The sequence below is a fragment of the Bradyrhizobium sp. HKCCYLS20291 genome (genome assembly GCF_051167715.1).
Lineage (GTDB): Bacteria > Pseudomonadota > Alphaproteobacteria > Rhizobiales > Xanthobacteraceae > Bradyrhizobium.
The window spans coordinates 1-15,072 of record NZ_JBNPTO010000018.1 but is presented as its reverse complement, the minus strand read 5'-3'; the positions used below and the strand labels follow the sequence as shown (position 1 = coordinate 15,072).

General features: G+C 67.1%; 15 protein-coding genes. 4 read left to right on the top strand and 11 right to left on the bottom strand.

The genetic code is table 11. From position 1 onward, the window contains the following. The first annotated feature begins 165 nt into the window (after nucleotides 1-165). A complete protein-coding gene (locus tag ACQR07_RS29900; protein WP_434905674.1) occupies nucleotides 166-1,851 on the top strand; it encodes an adenylate/guanylate cyclase domain-containing protein in 1,686 nt (561 codons plus the stop codon). A gap of 205 nt (nucleotides 1,852-2,056) precedes the next feature. On the opposite strand, the gene ACQR07_RS29895 is transcribed toward ACQR07_RS29900, so the two are convergent. The 9 genes from ACQR07_RS29895 to ACQR07_RS29855 form a co-directional block, all read right to left on the bottom strand. Continuing rightward, complete coding sequence (locus ACQR07_RS29895; RefSeq protein ID WP_434905673.1) at nucleotides 2,057-2,557, bottom strand: RNA pyrophosphohydrolase; 501 nt, start codon at nucleotides 2,555-2,557, stop codon at nucleotides 2,057-2,059. Nucleotides 2,558-2,700: 143 nt separating this feature from the next. Beyond that, a complete protein-coding gene (locus ACQR07_RS29890) occupies nucleotides 2,701-3,207 on the bottom strand; it encodes an RNA pyrophosphohydrolase (protein WP_434866426.1) in 507 nt (168 codons plus the stop codon). A gap of 69 nt (nucleotides 3,208-3,276) precedes the next feature. Beyond that, nucleotides 3,277-4,485, bottom strand: a complete 1,209-nt coding sequence (locus tag ACQR07_RS29885; protein ID WP_434905672.1) for a divergent polysaccharide deacetylase family protein — start codon at nucleotides 4,483-4,485, stop codon at nucleotides 3,277-3,279. 185 nt (nucleotides 4,486-4,670) lie between these two features. Continuing rightward, nucleotides 4,671-6,050, bottom strand: a complete 1,380-nt coding sequence (locus ACQR07_RS29880; protein ID WP_434905671.1) for a S41 family peptidase — start codon at nucleotides 6,048-6,050, stop codon at nucleotides 4,671-4,673. Then, entirely contained in the window at nucleotides 6,047-7,441 is a 1,395-nt protein-coding gene (locus ACQR07_RS29875; protein WP_434905670.1) for a murein hydrolase activator EnvC family protein, read from the bottom strand. The genes ACQR07_RS29880 and ACQR07_RS29875 overlap by 4 nt, the downstream gene beginning before the upstream one ends. Nucleotides 7,442-7,474: 33 nt before the next feature. Continuing rightward, a complete protein-coding gene (rlmH, locus tag ACQR07_RS29870) occupies nucleotides 7,475-7,957 on the bottom strand; it encodes a 23S rRNA (pseudouridine(1915)-N(3))-methyltransferase RlmH (RefSeq protein WP_434905669.1) in 483 nt (160 codons plus the stop codon). A gap of 56 nt (nucleotides 7,958-8,013) precedes the next feature. Beyond that, nucleotides 8,014-8,370, bottom strand: a complete 357-nt coding sequence (gene rsfS, locus ACQR07_RS29865; protein ID WP_434905668.1) for a ribosome silencing factor — start codon at nucleotides 8,368-8,370, stop codon at nucleotides 8,014-8,016. Between the two features lie 325 nt (nucleotides 8,371-8,695). After that, nucleotides 8,696-9,319, bottom strand: coding sequence for a nicotinate-nucleotide adenylyltransferase (locus tag ACQR07_RS29860; protein ID WP_434905784.1), 624 nt, complete (start codon nucleotides 9,317-9,319; stop codon nucleotides 8,696-8,698). Between the two features lie 66 nt (nucleotides 9,320-9,385). Then, complete coding sequence (locus ACQR07_RS29855) at nucleotides 9,386-10,675, bottom strand: glutamate-5-semialdehyde dehydrogenase (protein WP_434905667.1); 1,290 nt, start codon at nucleotides 10,673-10,675, stop codon at nucleotides 9,386-9,388. Nucleotides 10,676-10,797: 122 nt separating this feature from the next. Here ACQR07_RS29855 and ACQR07_RS29850 point away from each other — a divergent pair, with 122 nt between their 5' ends. Then, nucleotides 10,798-11,100 carry a ribbon-helix-helix domain-containing protein gene (locus ACQR07_RS29850; RefSeq protein WP_434905666.1) on the top strand — a complete coding sequence of 101 codons (303 nt, stop codon included), beginning with the start codon at nucleotides 10,798-10,800 and terminating at the stop codon, nucleotides 11,098-11,100. Further along, a complete protein-coding gene (locus tag ACQR07_RS29845; protein ID WP_434905665.1) occupies nucleotides 11,090-11,398 on the top strand; it encodes a type II toxin-antitoxin system RelE/ParE family toxin in 309 nt (102 codons plus the stop codon). Before ACQR07_RS29850 ends, ACQR07_RS29845 begins: the two co-directional genes overlap by 11 nt. A 1-nt stretch (nucleotide 11,399) precedes the next feature. On the opposite strand, the gene proB is transcribed toward ACQR07_RS29845, so the two are convergent. Together proB and obgE are read right to left on the bottom strand one after the other, a co-directional pair. Then, the gene (proB, locus tag ACQR07_RS29840; protein ID WP_434905664.1) at nucleotides 11,400-12,539 is read right to left on the bottom strand and encodes a glutamate 5-kinase; all 1,140 of its coding nucleotides are present in this window, start codon (nucleotides 12,537-12,539) and stop codon (nucleotides 11,400-11,402) included. A 145-nt stretch (nucleotides 12,540-12,684) separates the two neighbouring features. Further along, a complete protein-coding gene (gene obgE / locus ACQR07_RS29835; RefSeq protein ID WP_434905663.1) occupies nucleotides 12,685-13,755 on the bottom strand; it encodes a GTPase ObgE in 1,071 nt (356 codons plus the stop codon). Between the two features lie 201 nt (nucleotides 13,756-13,956). Here obgE and ACQR07_RS29830 point away from each other — a divergent pair, with 201 nt between their 5' ends. Beyond that, complete coding sequence (locus ACQR07_RS29830; RefSeq protein ID WP_434905662.1) at nucleotides 13,957-14,874, top strand: DMT family transporter; 918 nt, start codon at nucleotides 13,957-13,959, stop codon at nucleotides 14,872-14,874. Nucleotides 14,875-15,072 lie beyond the last annotated feature (198 nt).

The following is a 15,072-nucleotide window of genomic DNA, read 5'->3' as shown; positions in this document are numbered from 1 at the left end:
TTCCGCACGCGACATGTGAATGAACGTTCATGGCCGGGCTCTGCCCGGCCATTTTCGTCTGTGGCTCGAACGTCCTGGGCCGGCCGATGACTACTACAAGGGATGCCGGTTGCGTGCTCGCCGATCTCTGGGCATGCTCCCGACGATGCGACCGGGCGTGGTGAAATGGCAGGCCAGACCGTTCTGAAGCGCAAGATCGCGGCGATTTTCGCCGCCGACATCGCCGGCTACTCGCGCCTCGTCGCCGAGGATGAAGAGGAGACGCTGCGGCGCCTGGAGGCCTATCGCGAGGTCGTCGACGACTTCATCGCGCGCGCCGGCGGCCGCATCTTCAACACGGCGGGCGATGCCGTGCTTGCGGAATTTCCGAGCGCGGTCGAGGCGGTGCGCTGTGCGATCGACATCCAGGAGAGTCTGCGCACGCGCAACATGGCGTTTCCGCCGAGCCGGCAGATGAGCTACCGCATCGGCATCACCATCGGCGACGTCGTCGAGCGCGATGGCGATCTGCTCGGCGACGGCGTCAACATCGCCTCGCGCCTCGAGGGTCTCGCCGATGTCGGCGGCATCTGCATTTCGCGCACGGTGCACGAGCAGGTCGCCAACAAGCTGTCGGTGCAGTTCGCCGACATGGGCGCCCGCGAGGTCAAGAACATCCCGACGCCGGTGCACGCCTTTCGGGTCGCGATGCGCCGCGAGGACGGCACCTACGCCCCGCCGCAGGATCAGAAGGTGGCCAAGCCCGGCGGCGCCCGCCGGCTGATCTCGGCCGTCGCAGCCGTCGTGGCCATGATGGTCGCGGCCGGCGTCGGGACGGCACTGTATCTGGATCACCGCGATCCGCCGGCGGCGCAGCGGGATGCGGCCAAGTCGGCGGCCGAGGCGCTGGCCCGGCTGTCGGCGGCACCGGCCAAACAGTCGCCGCAGTCGCCCGCCGCCGCGTCGCCATCGCCGGCGGCCGCCACCGCTGCGGTGGAGCCGAGCACATCGCCGCAGCCGGCCGGCTCGCCGTCATCAGCGGCAGCGCCCGAGAAGTTCGCGCCCGAGGCGGTCCCGTTCGTGACGGAACGCACCCGCATCGCGCTAGCGCGCGACTACGTGCCGGCCCAGGACTACAAGGCGTTCGCGACCACGATCAACGGCATCAACGCCTATGTGAGCGGCCAGCCCAGCGAAGAGGCCGCCAAGGCGGCCGCGCTCGAGCAATGCCGTCAGCGCGTCGAAAGCGTGAACGGTCCGCGCAAGTGCGACCTCTATGCGGTCGGCGATAGCGTTGTCTATCCGCATAGCAAGCCGCCGCTGCCGCCCCAGCCGTGGGTGCGCCACGACCCGTCGACCGAGCGCGCATTTTCGGTTGCGGAGATGCCGCTGGCGCATGATGCCGGCAAGGCGCGGCTGGAAGCGAACTACAAGCCCGGGCGGCGCTCCAAGGCGATCGCGCTCGGACCCAACGGGCAATTCTTCTTCGGTGTCGGTGCCGACCTGGTCGAGGACGTCGTGCGGCGCAATCTCGAAGCCTGCGGGGCGCAGGCTGGCACGGCGTGCATGATCGTGGCGCTCGACGACACCTTCGTGGTGCCCGTTCCGACGGTGATGAAGGCCACCGGTTTTTTCCATGCGGCCAGCCATTCCGCGATTGCAGTCGATGCCCGCGAGGAGGTCGCGCGTCGTCTTGATGCGTCTCCGTCGGGCTGGAACGCGATCGCCGTCGGCACCGGAGGTCATCCCGGCTATGGCTTGAACGGCGACCGTGAGGAGACCGCAATCGGCGGAGCACTGGCCGATTGCTCCACCCGCGACAATGATTGCCGCGTGATCGCGATCGGCCCGTTCACGGTCGAGGGCAATTAGCTCGACACTCTCCGCCGTCACTCCGGGGCATCGCGCGGCGATGAGCCCGGAATCCATAACCACGAACGGTGGTTGTCTCAAAGACAAGCGCCGCATCCATCCCGCTCCTCATCACCGATCGTGGTTATGGATTCCGGGCTCGCGCTACGCGCGCACCGGAATGACGAGCGGACAGGGCCTGCGCGCCTTGACGCAACGACGACTATCAGGCGTTGGCGAGATGTCGAAACGCCTGCGCCACCGCGCGGTACACGTCGCGCCGGAACGGCACGACCAGGTCGGGGACACGCTCCAGCCGCTCCCAGCGCCAGCCGTCGAACTCGGCCGGCTGGCCGTTGCGGGGCGTCACCGGATCGATCGCGGCCTCCTGGCCGGTGAAGCGCATGGCGAACCATTTCTGGCGCTGGCCACGAAACCGCGCCAGCCGATGGTTCGGGTCCTCGAAGGGCGGAAACTCGTAGGTCAGCCAGTCGCTCTCACTGATGATCTCGGCGTCCTGGATGCCCGTCTCCTCCCACAATTCGCGGCGTGCGGCGGCCTGCAGGTCCTCGCCGGGATCGACGCCGCCCTGCGGCATCTGCCATTCGAGGCCAGGCAGGATGATCTCCGGCCCGTCGTCGCGGAAGCGGCGCCCGAGAAAGACGAGACCGTCGGCGTTGAACAGCGCGATGCCGACGTTCGGCCGGTAGGGTCTGTTTTCGGTCATGCTCGTTCCCATCGTTGGACGCTCGCATAGCACGACACCGTGACGGCGTTATCGCGACCGATCTGCACGGATTCATTGCAGCCGATGCGCAGAAGCCGAGGGCTGCGACTCATGCGTTCTGTTGACTGAAGGCGCGCGCGCGCTCAGCCACCGGCGAGCGGGGCGAACTCCTTCGCCACCCGCTCATAGACGGGACGCTTGAACGGTACGATCAGGCCCGGCAGGTTCTTCAGCGGTTCCCAGCGCCAGGTGATGAACTCGGCCTTGTGGCCGCCGCCTCCCGGACGCTCCACATCGATCTCGGCATCGGCACCGGTGAAGCGCAGCGCGAACCATTTCTGCCGCTGACCGCGATAGCGTCCCTTCCAGGCGCGGCCGGCGACGGTGCGCGGGATGTCGTAGGTGAGCCAGTCGCCGATCTCGGCCAGCTTCTCGACCGAGCGCACGCTGGTCTCCTCGTAGAGCTCGCGCTTGGCGGCTTCCCAGGTGTCCTCGCCGGGATCGACGCCGCCCTGCGGCATCTGCCAGACATGGGTGTCGTCGACATGCTCGATGCCACCAGCGCGGCGACCGATGAATACCAGCCCTTCCGAGTTGATCAGCGTGATGCCGACGCAGGTGCGGTAGGGCAGGTCCTCGTAGCGCGTCATTCCGTGTCGGCCTTCCTGCGTGATCCCTGCGCGTGTCGCCCAGGTCGCGGTCACGCCGCCTGCGTGCGTTCAGTTCGATTTTGATTTCAGCATTGCGGTTGTCAATGGCACCAGCAGGATACCCTTGCGGTCGAGCCCCTTGATCCAGGTGCCGATGCGGTCGATCGAGACCGGGAGGGCCGACGCCGTGCCCACCGCGATACCGCGCTCCTTCGCAAGGCTCTCGAGCTTGACCAGCGCACTGTCGATCTCGACCGGCGTCGGGACGGCATCGATGGTGACGTCGCCCTTGGCGAACGGAATGGCGCGCCCGGTGGCCAGCGATGCCGCCACGCTGCGCGGCGCGGCGCCGTCGTCGAACAGGGCAAGGCCGCGCTTGGCGGCCTCGTTCACGACCGGCTGCATCGCGGCTTCAGTGGCAACGAACCGCGCACCCATGAAATTGCCGATGCCGACGTACCCCTGCAGCCGGCTCATGTGCCAGAACAGCCGGTCGATGTTCTGATCCGGACCGAGCGTCGCCAGCAGCGTCTGCGGGCCTGGATCGTTGTCGGGATAGTCGTACGGCTCCATCGGCACCTGCAGCAGGATCTCGTGGCGCTGCGCCCGCGCCCGCTCGGCGAGCTTGGTCGGATCCGAGCCGTAGGGCGTGAAGGCGAGCGTCACGGCCGGCGGCAGCTTCATGATCGCGTCGACGGTCTTGGCGGCGCCTACGCCGAGGCCGCCGATCACGATGGCGACTGCCGGCATCCGCGCTGCCTTGGCGCGGTCGAACTCGGCGGCGTAGGCGGTGAACGGCTTCAGGCCGTCGGCCATCACCGGGATCATGCCGTAGCGCGACTTCTCGAGGAGGCGCGGATCGACGCCGGGCATCTGGCTCGGCGCCGTCGAAGATCCCGGTTCCGCGGTCTCGCTCGCGCCGCCGCCGATCGCCACCTCCTGCCGGGTCCCGCTGGAGCCGTCGATGATGGTGACGGTCTTGCGCTCGCCGCCCTCCTGCTTGGCGGCCGGCGCGCCGTGGGAGTCATGCTTGGCCTCGGGCTTGGCTGCTGCCGGCTTGTCCTCCGGCTTGGCGCCCTCGTTGATCGCGATCCGGGCGACCGGCTCGCCGCCGAACGGGTTGTCCGCGAACATGGCAAAGCCGGCGAACACGACCAGGACCAGTCCGAGCAGCACGGCCACGGCTTGCAGCAGGGTGAAGGGAAGCCGAATGCGGCGCCCGCGACGCTTCTCCGTCTGTCCGAGCGGTGCGCTCAGCTCGTCGGCCGTCTCTGTCATCGATATTCCCGAATCAATCGGGCCGACGATATCACGGCGGGGAGTCCGGCGCAGGGCGCTTGTCCGGAGCCCGTAGATCGGCGGATCAAACGGCAGCGGCTGTGCCGCAAAATCAAAAGGGCGGCCCGAAGGCCGCCCTTTCAAAAACCTGTCTCGTGCAAACCTGTCTCGTGATTGAGCCGGTATCAGTTCGGCTTCGCAGCCGGCTGATTGGTCGTCGGCTTGTCGGCCGCCGCCTTGTCGGTCGTCGCGGCCGGCGCCGGATTCGCCGAGGAGCTGCTCTTGATGCCATGCAGCAGGTCGGCCGCCATCTTGAGCGCCTTGTCGTCCTTGGCGTCCGGCGGGACGTAGGATTGCGAGCCGGTCTTCTCGTCACCGTCGTTCTTCAGGTGGCCGCGCAGCGAGGCCTCGCCCTTGGTGTCGGTGCGCGACTTCAGCTCATCCGGCACGTCCTGCAGCACCTCGATGTCCGGCACGATGCCCTTGGCCTGGATCGATTTGCCCGACGGCGTGTAGTAGCGCGCGGTGGTCAGGCGCAGTGCACCGTTGCCGGAGCCGAGCGGGATGATCGTCTGCACCGAGCCCTTGCCGAACGAGCGGGTGCCGACCAGCGTCGCGCGCTTGTGGTCCTGCAGCGCACCGGCCACGATCTCCGACGCGGAGGCCGAGCCGCCATTGACCAGCACGATGACCGGCTTGCCCTTGGTGAGGTCGCCGGCGTGCGCCGAGCGGCGCTGCGTCTCCTCGGCGTTGCGGCCGCGGGTCGACACGATCTCGCCGCGCTCGAGGAACGCGTCGGACACCGTGACGGCCTCTTCGAGCAGGCCGCCCGGGTTGTTGCGCAGGTCGATCACGTAGCCCTTCAGCTTGTCGCCGATCTGGTTCTGCAGGTCGGCGACGCTCTTCTTGAGGCCTTCGGTGGTCTGCTCGTTGAAGGTGGTGATGCGGATGTAGGCGATGTCGTCCGACTCGATGCGCGAGCGCACCGAACGCACCCGGATGTTGTCGCGGGTCAGCGTGATGTCGAGCGGATTGTCGGCGCCCTTGCGCACGACCTTCAGCTTGATCTTGGTGCCGACCGGGCCGCGCATCTTCTCGACCGCCTGGTTGAGCGTAAGGCCCTGCACGGCCTCCTCGTCGAGATTGGTGATGATGTCGTTGGCCTGGATGCCCGCCTTCGAGGCCGGCGTATCGTCGATCGGCGACACGACCTTGATCAGGCCGTCTTCCATCGTGACCTCGATGCCGAGGCCGCCGAACTCGCCGCGGGTCTGCACCTGCATGTCGCGGAAGCTCTTCGCATCCATGTAGCTCGAATGCGGGTCGAGACCGGAGAGCATGCCGCTGATGGCGGATTCCACCAGCTTCGAATCGTCCGGCTTCTCGACATAGTCGCTGCGCACGCGCTCGAAGACATCGCCGAACAAATTGAGCTGGCGATAGGTATCGGCAGTCGCGGCCCGCGCGGTCGATCCCATCAGCACTGCGCGCGGCTGGGTCACGAACAAGGTCAATGCCGCACCGGTGACCGCGCTCAGGAGAATTACCGAAGTCTTACGCATCATCCGCGTACCTTTTCGCCTTCATTTGCGGCCCACCATGGGCCTGGATCGATTGGAGTGCCGTCCTTACGGAACTCGACATAGAGCACTGGTTGACTCGCATTGGTAGCGAGAATGGATGCGACTTGGGATGTGATGCCCATGGTCGCGACCGGCTCTCCCGTCTGAACAAACTGCCCGATGTTGACGGAAATGCGCTCCATCCCGGCGATCAGGACATGATACCCGCCACCGGCGTTGAGGATCAAGAGTTGTCCGTAGCTGCGGAAGGGGCCCGCATACACAACCCAGCCATCACACGGGGTTGTGACCTGAGCGCCCGGACGGGATGCCAAGGAAATGCCTTTATCGACGCCGCCGGCGCCGTCGGACGCGCCGAATTCCCGAATCCTGGTGCCGTTGACCGGGTAGGTCAGCATGCCCTTGCTGGATGCAAACGCGATCGCCGGCGCCTTGCGCCCGGGATTGCGCAGCGCATTCGCATCCGGCTTTGAGTTGACCGGAACGCCCTGCAGGCTCGCCGTCGAGGCGGCCTTGGCGGCGCTCTTGATGTCGAGTTCCATGGTCGAGATCAGGCCCTGCAGCGAATCGACCTGCTGCGCGAGCATCACGGCGCGGGCGCTCTCCGCCTCCATGTCCTTCTCGGCCGTGGTCTGCTTGCGCTGGCGTTCCTCGACCAGCGCGGCAAGCCGGGTCTGATCGGTGCGCAGCTTGTCGCGGTCGCCGGAAAGCTTGTCGCGTTCTGTTGCGATGGTCTTGCGAATGGCGACGAGCTCGCCGAGGTCGGTGGAGAGCTTCTCGGCACGGCCGCGCATCTCCGGCACGACCGCTCCCAGCAGCATGGCGGTGCGCAGCGACTGCAGGGCATCCTCGGGCCGGACGAACAGGGCCGGCGGGGTTCGGCGGCCTGCACGCTGCAGTGCAGCGAGGACCTCGATGATCTCGCCGCGACGGGATTCCAGGGAGGTGCGCAGATCCTGCTCGCGGCCATCGAGGCCGCGCAGCCGCGTCTCGGCCTCGCCGACCCGGATTTCGACGCTCCGGACCTGGGATGCGACGTCGATCAGTTGCTGATTGAGCTTGCCACGGTCCTCGCCGAGGGCGCCGATCTCCGCCTTGAGGCGCTCCTGCGCCTCGGCGGCGGCCTTTTGCGCAGCACGGGCCGCCTCGAGCTCCTGCTCGCGCTGCTTCAGCTGCTCAGGTGTCGGTGGCGGTCCGGGGGGAGTAGCCGGAGCGGTACTGGGAGCCGTGATGGAGGGGCGGAGGCCGTTCTGGGCCGTTGCCGGATTTGCGGCGGTTGCCGCGAGAGTCAGGACTGCGATCAGCGACGCGCCGCACGCCCAGCCGCTGCGGACGGTCATCAATGAGCGAGTGGGGGACCGCGCAGCGAACATCGACGTCCTTAATGTGCTCCCATCCTAGCTGATTCAAGCGCGGTGATAGGGGTGACCGGTCAGGATCGTAGCAGTACGGTAAATCTGCTCGAGCAGGAGAACGCGGACGATCTGATGCGGCCAGGTCGCGGCCCCAAACGCGACCGCGAGCTTGGCTGTGCGCCGCAATTCGGGCGAAAGTCCGTCGGCGCCGCCGATCACGAAGGCGGTAGCGTTAATGCCTTCGTCGCGCCAGCGCCCGATGTGACCCGCGAAGGTTGTGCTGTCGACGTTCCGGCCGCGCTCGTCCAGGCAGACGAGCATGGCCTTGTCCGGGATCAGGGCCGCGATCCCAGCGGCTTCCTCGCTGATGCGGGTGGCAGCGTCGCGCGCGCGGCTTTCGGGCAGCTCGTGAATCTCGATGCTGCGCAGCCCGAGCTTGCGGGCGAGGTCGTCGAAACGCTCGCGGTAGCGCTCCGCGAGCTCCCGCTCGGGACCCTGCTTCAACCGGCCGACGGCGATCAAGATGATGCGCATGCGCCCGCACTAACACGTGCGTGGCGCGATTCGCACCGGCCGCCGCGTTCGGCCCTCTAGACCGTCTTCGCCGGTTTCGGCCCCTGCGTCCACAACCGCTCGAGATTGTAGAACTCGCGCACCTCGGGCCTGAACACGTGAACGATGACGTCGCCGCAATCGATCAGCACCCAATCGCAATTGGGCAGGCCTTCGATGTGGACCTTCTTGGCGCCGGTCTCCTTCAGACCTTTCGCGACGTTTTCCGCGATCGATCCGACGTGCCGGTTCGAGCGGCCCGTGGTGATGACCATGTAATCGGAATAGGCCGATTTACCATGAAGATCGATGGTGACCGTCTCTTCCGCCTTCATGTCCTCGAGGCGAGAGAGGATCGTGCGCAAGGTCTTGTCGGCGTCGGGTTGCGCCTGCAAGGCCGCTTCCAGGGTCGCAGCTTTACGCGTGGACTTGGCAGTCGCCGACTTGGCAGATGTTGCCTTTGACGTCGTTGCCTTGGTCTTGGGTAAGGCCGACTGGGACAATACAGATGTGGTCAGGGACCATTCCTTTCACTGTATCGCAGGCCGAATCCATCGGGGCCTGCTGACCATACTAGGCATGTGGGGTTAACGGTTTCAACAATCCAGTCCCCCCGGGGCGGCGTGGTCCGGCGTCGCTTCCAACCACCTGCCTCGGACCGCGGCGGGCGGTAAGTTCCATGCACATCCGATGCCGCGGAGGCGCTTGTCCTGTGGCATCTCAGAATGACTTCCAGCTGCCGTCCGGGTTCCTCAGCCCCGTCGATGACAGGTTCAGCTTGAGGCCGGTGAGATAAACCCAGGCGGGCGCGGCGCGGTCTGCAAGACGGCTGGCCTCCGCCTCCGCAACGCGATACCGCGCCAGCGCACGCGCGGCAGGGGCATTCAGGGCGCGGAAGCTGCGCGGCGGGCGATCGACCACGGCGATGGGCACCTGGGCCGCGATGTGCTGCCACTTCTGCCAGCGATGGAACTGCGCGAGGTTGTCGGCGCCCATGATCCACACGAAGCGCAGGCGCGAGGCGCGCCGGCGCAGATAATCGATGGTGTCGGCAGTATAGCGGGTGCCGATGACCGATTCGAGACAGCTGATCTCGATGCGAGGATCGGCCGCCACCCGGCGCGCCGCCGCGGCGCGCTCGGCCAGCGCATGCAGCCCGCCATTGTCCTTCAGCGGATTGCCGGGGGTGACCAGCCACCAGACGCGGTCGAGCTGCAGCCTCTTCAGCGCGAACAGGCTGATCGCGCGATGCGCCTGGTGCGGCGGATTGAACGAGCCACCGAGCAGGCCGATGCGCATGCCGTCGCTGTAAGGCGGCAGCGCCTGCCGGATCGCAGGGCGCATGGCGGTCTCGTCGGTCACGGCTGCCCCCGCTTGCGACCCGCCCGACTCAACCACAGGCTGCCGCGGTCATGGCCGCGTCTGCCCGGTGCCGTGAATCCGGTATTTGAAGCTGGTCAGCTGCTCGACGCCCACCGGCCCGCGTGCATGGAACTTGCCCGTGGCGATGCCGATTTCCGCGCCGAAGCCGAACTCGCCGCCATCGGCGAACTGCGTCGAGGCGTTGTGCAGCACGATGGCCGAGTCGACCTCGTTGAGGAATTTGTCGGCGGCGGCGTTGTCGTTGGTGACGATCGCATCGGTATGGTGCGATCCGTGCGCGTGGATGTGGGCGATCGCGCCCTGCACGCCATCGACCACCTTGGCCGCGATGATCGCATCGAGATATTCGGTATCCCAATCCTGGTCGCTGGCCGGCTTCACGCGCGCGTCCGCGGCCCGCACGGCGTCATCGCCGCGCACCTCGCAGCCGGCGCCAATCAGCATCTCGACCAGCGGCTTGATCTTGTCCTGCGAGGCCCGGTCGACCAGCAAGGTCTCGGCCGCGCCGCAGACGCCGGTGCGGCGCATCTTGGCGTTCAGCACGATCGACTTGGCCATCTCGAGATCGGCGGCACCGTCGACATAGACGTGATTGACGCCCTCGAGATGCGCGAACACCGGCACCCGCGCCTCCGCCTCGACGCGCGCGACCAGGCTCTTGCCCCCGCGCGGCACGATGACGTCGACGCCGCCATTCAGGCCGGACAGCAGCAGGCCGACCGCAGCGCGATCGCGGGTCGGCACCAGCGTGATCGCGGCTTCGGGCAGGCCCGCCTCGCGCAGGCCTTCGACCAGGCATTCATGGATCGCCCGGCACGAGCGGAACGAGTCCGAGCCGCCGCGCAGGATCACCGCATTGCCGGACTTCAGGCACAGCACGCCGGCATCGGCCGCGACGTTGGGACGGCTTTCGAAGATCACGGCGATGACGCCGAGCGGCACCCGCACGCGCTCGATGGTCATGCCGTTCGGCCGCTGCCAGCTCTCGGTGACCACGCCGACCGGATCGGCGACGCCGCGCACGACGGCGATGCCGTCGGCCATGCCGGCGACGCGCGCCGGCGTCAGGGTCAGGCGGTCGAGGAACGACGCCGCCATGCCGGCCGCCTTGGCCTCGGCGACGTCCTCGGTATTGGCCGCGATGATGGCGTCAGCGCGGGCGCGGATCCGCCGCTCCATCGCCTCCAGCGCCCGGTTCTTCTGCTCGGCCGGCGCCAGCGACAGCACCCGCGCCGCCGCACGGGCGCGCTGGGCGAGGTCGTTCATCAGCAGGGGCAGATCGGCGTTGCCATCGATGGCTTTGAGAGGCGCGGTCATGGGTGGTTCAACCTTGAATTAAGGCGATGGTCTAGCATGGAAAAAGGCGGGTTGCGAAGGGCAAGCGGCGCAGTCGGCCCTTGCTGGGAAGAGGGTCAAAGCGAGGCGAAGGCTGTGCTATCATGACGCCAGACGAAAGGTGGGACGCCGTGCCGAGCAAAGCATTTCAGATCGAGCTGAGCGCCAAACAGCAGGACATGCTCGAGCGGCAGCTCGAAAACGGCCATTACGAAAGCGTTAACGACGTTTTCGCCGACGCGCTGCGCGCATTGGACGAACGGGGTGCCGTCTACGACGACTTTCTTCGGAGCAAGGTCAAGGCCTCCCTGGCGAACAAGAAGCCGAGCCTTCCGGCCGAGACCGTGTTCGAGCGGCTGGAAGCCCGCCACGCCCGTCGCGTGAAGGCCGGCAAGCGTGGCGCGTAGGGTCGTCTTCCGAGACCAAGCGAATGCCGATTTGACGGCTCTCTACGACTACATCGCGGACAACCGCAGTCCAGCCATCGCCATTGCCTATATACGGCGAATCCGCGACGCCTGTCTGGCGCTGGAGCATTTCCCCGAGCGCGGCACGAAACGGGACGACATCGTGAAGGGCCTGCGCACGATCGGTTTCGAGCGCCGCGTCACGATTGCCTTCCGTGTCCTCAAGACGCGTGTGGAGATCGTGACGATTGCCTATGGTGGGCGCGATTTCGAAAGTGAGCTGAAGAACGAAAGCTAGCCTATCCAGTAGTTCCCACCCCCGCCGGACCGATCACCAGATCGTCGCGGTGGATCATCTCCGCCCGTCCGGACATGCCGAGGATGACCGCAACATCCGGGGACGAGCGGCCCTTGATGCGCTCGGCGTCGTCAGCGTCGTAGGCGACCAGGCCGCGGCCGATTTCATGGGTTTCCGGTCCGCGCACGACCACGGCATCGCCGCGGGCGAACTGGCCGTCGACCCGGATCACGCCGGCCGGCAGCAGGCTCTTGCCGGCGCGCAGCGCGGCGACCGCGCCGGCGTCGATCGTCAGCGTGCCCTTCGGCTCCAGCGAGCCGGCGATCCAGCGTTTTCGCGAGGTTACCGGATTGGCCGGGGTCAGGAACCAGGTGCAGCGGCCGCCATCGGCGATCGCCGCCAGCGGATGCTCGATCTTGCCGGAGGCGATCAGCATGTGCGTCCCGCCCGTGGTCGCGATCTTGGCGGCCTCGATCTTGGTCAGCATGCCGCCGCGGGAAAACTCCGAGGCGGCGCTGCCGGCCATCGCCTCGACGTCGGCGGTGATGCTCTCGACCACCGGGATCAGCCGCGCGTTCGGGTCCTTCGCGGGCGGGGCGGTGTAGAGGCCGTCGATGTCCGACAGCAGCACCAAGAGGTCGGCGCTCGCCATGGTCGCGACGCGGGCGGCGAGGCGGTCATTGTCGCCATAGCGGATCTCGGCGGTGGCCACTGTGTCGTTCTCGTTGATCACCGGCACTGCACGCCATTCCAGGAGCTTGGCGATGGTCGAGCGGGCATTGAGATAGCGGCGGCGCTCCTCGGTGTCCTGCAAGGTCACCAGGATCTGGCCGGCGCCGATGCCGTGGGCGCCGAGCACCTCGGACCATATCCGCGCCAGCGCGATCTGGCCGACCGCGGCGGCGGCCTGGCTCTCCTCCAGCTTCAAGGGCCCGCGCGGCAGCTTCAGCCGGCTGCGGCCGAGCGCGATCGAGCCCGACGACACCACCAAAAGCTCACAGCCGCGGCCATGCAGCCGGGCGATGTCGGCAGCCAGCGCCGTGAGCCAGGAGGCGCGGGCCTCGCCGGCCTCGGAATCGACCAGCAGCGACGAGCCGACCTTGACGACGATGCGGCGGAAGTTTTCGAGACGGGGGGCCATGGCAGATACGGGGTCGGTTCGAGCCCGCGTCGCGTGACGGGCGGTTGCGTGATGGACACGCGGTCCGCACAGGACGGGCTATGGATTGAGTGATCGCGGCGGAGTGTCGCAAGCCAGGGCTCGCGAGGCAAGGTGGGGCTTCAGCTCAGCCCTGCGGTGGCACTGGCCCCGCCCACGGCTCATCGGTCGCGGCGTTGTCGGCCGTGCTCTTGGCCTTGTTGGACACCGGCTGCTCGCTGATGACGTCGGCGAGCTTGCGCAGGGCGTCCTTGACGCCGTCGCCGGTTGCACCGGACAGCAGCAGCGGCGTCTTCTTGGCGGCGCGCTTCAGCCGGTCCTTCTGCTTCTTGAGCTCGTCGGGATCGACCGCGTCGATCTTGTTGAGTGCGACGATCTCGACCTTGTCGGTCAGCTCGCCGCCATAGGCTTCGAGCTCGTGCCGGACCGTCTTGTAGGCCTTGCCAGCGTGCTCGCAGGTGGCATCGACCAGATGCAGCAGCACCCGGCAGCGCTCGACATGGCCGAGGAAGCGGTCGCCGAGCCCGGCGCCTTCATGCGCGCCCTCGATCAGGCCGGGGATGTCGGCCAGCACGAACTCGCGGCCGTCGGCGTTCACGACGCCGAGCTGCGGATGCAGCGTGGTGAACGGATAATCGGCGATCTTCGGCTTGGCGGCCGACACCTTCGACAGGAAGGTGGACTTGCCGGCATTCGGCAGGCCGACCAGGCCGGCGTCGGCGATCAGCTTCATGCGCAGCCAGATCCAGCGCTCCTCGCCGGGCTGGCCGGGATTGGCGTTGCGCGGCGTCCGGTTGGTCGGCGACTTGAAATGGGCGTTGCCGAAGCCGCCATTGCCGCCCTCGGAGAGCACGAAGCGCTCGCCAACCGCGGTGAAGTCGTGGATCAGCGTCTCGCGGTCCTCGTCGAACACCTGGGTGCCGACGGGAACCTTCAGCACCACGGACTTGCCGCCAGCGCCATGACAGTCCTTGCCGGAGCCGTTTCCGCCCCGCTGGGCCTTGAAATGCTGCTGGTAGCGGTAGTCGATCAGGGTGTTGAGCCCGTCGACGGCCTCGATGATGACATCGCCGCCACGGCCGCCATTGCCGCCATTCGGCCCGCCGAACTCGATGAACTTCTCGCGCCGGAACGCAACGCAACCGTTGCCGCCGTCGCCGGAGCGCACATAGACCTTGGCTTCATCGAGGAATTTCATGATGCGCCCTACGTAGGCGAGGCGGGACCCCACGGCAACCGCGGAATGGGTTTAATTCGGCCCGAAGCCTTAATTTCGAGCGGTAAAGCGGCTCTGCGCAACGCTTGGACAAGCATTGCGCCGGGGTTGCAGCTGTGCTGCGCCACGCTTTCAGCGGAAGGGCTGGAGCCACGGCAGTCCGCCTGATAAGGCAGCGCCATCATGAGCGTGCTGTCCCGAATCTCCACCGCCAACGACGAGCGCTCGGCGCGGCTGGCAGGCATCGGCCTGATGCTGCTGTCGATTGCGATGTTCTCGTTCGGCGATGCGCTGGGCAAGTTCCTGGTCTCGACCTATGCCGTCGGCCAGCTGCTGTGGCTGCGCGCCTGCGCCGCGCTGCTGCTGCTCGCGCCGTTCATCTGGCGCAACCGCAGCGCTTTCATGCAGTTGGAGCGGCCTTGGCTGCAGCTGGTGCGCGTGATCCTGTCGACGCTCGAAGTCGCGGCGTTCTTCCTCGCCACCGTGTATCTGCCGCTCGCCGACGTCATCACCTACTATCTCGCCGGTCCGATCTTCGTCACCGCGCTGTCGGCGCTGGTGCTGCGCGAGCATGTCGGCTGGCGGCGCTGGACCGCGATCCTGATCGGCTTCTGCGGCGTGCTGATTGCGCTCAGGCCCTCGGCGCAGACCTTCAGCCTGCCGGCGCTGATCGCACTCGGCGGCAGTCTGTCGTTTGCGGTGCTGATGCTGATCACGCGCTCGCTGCGCTCGACGCCCGACATCGTGATGGCCTCGTCGCAGTTCGTCGGCACCTTCCTGCTCGGCGCCGCGATGTCCACGTTCGGCTGGGTCACGCCGACGCCCGGCAGCCTCGTGATGTTCGCCGCCGCCGGCCTCATCTCGGTGACCGCTCTGTTCTGCGTCAACCGCTCGCTGAAGCTCGCGCCGGCCTCGGTGGTCGTGCCCTATCAGTACACGATGATCGTCTGGGCCGTGCTGTTCGGCTTCGTCGTGTTCGGCGATATCCCGCATCCGGCGACGATCGTCGGCGCCATCATCATTATCGGCGCGGGCCTCTACATCTACCTGCGCGAGCGCAGCCTGGGGCAGGGCCAGGGTGCGGTGAATCCGCCAGTGTAGCTGCCCACACTCCCCTCGAGGCGGGGTGGGGCGATCTTTCCTCTGGCACTGGCGGGCGTGGAGAGATCACCCCACCCCGCTCGCCCGCTTCGCGTGCGATCGACCCTCCCCCTCCAGGGCGGGGGAATCGCATGTGAACCAGCCCTGTAAGGCATTGTGATCTGGTCAAAAATCGATTCTGAAGGTGGCTCCTGAGAT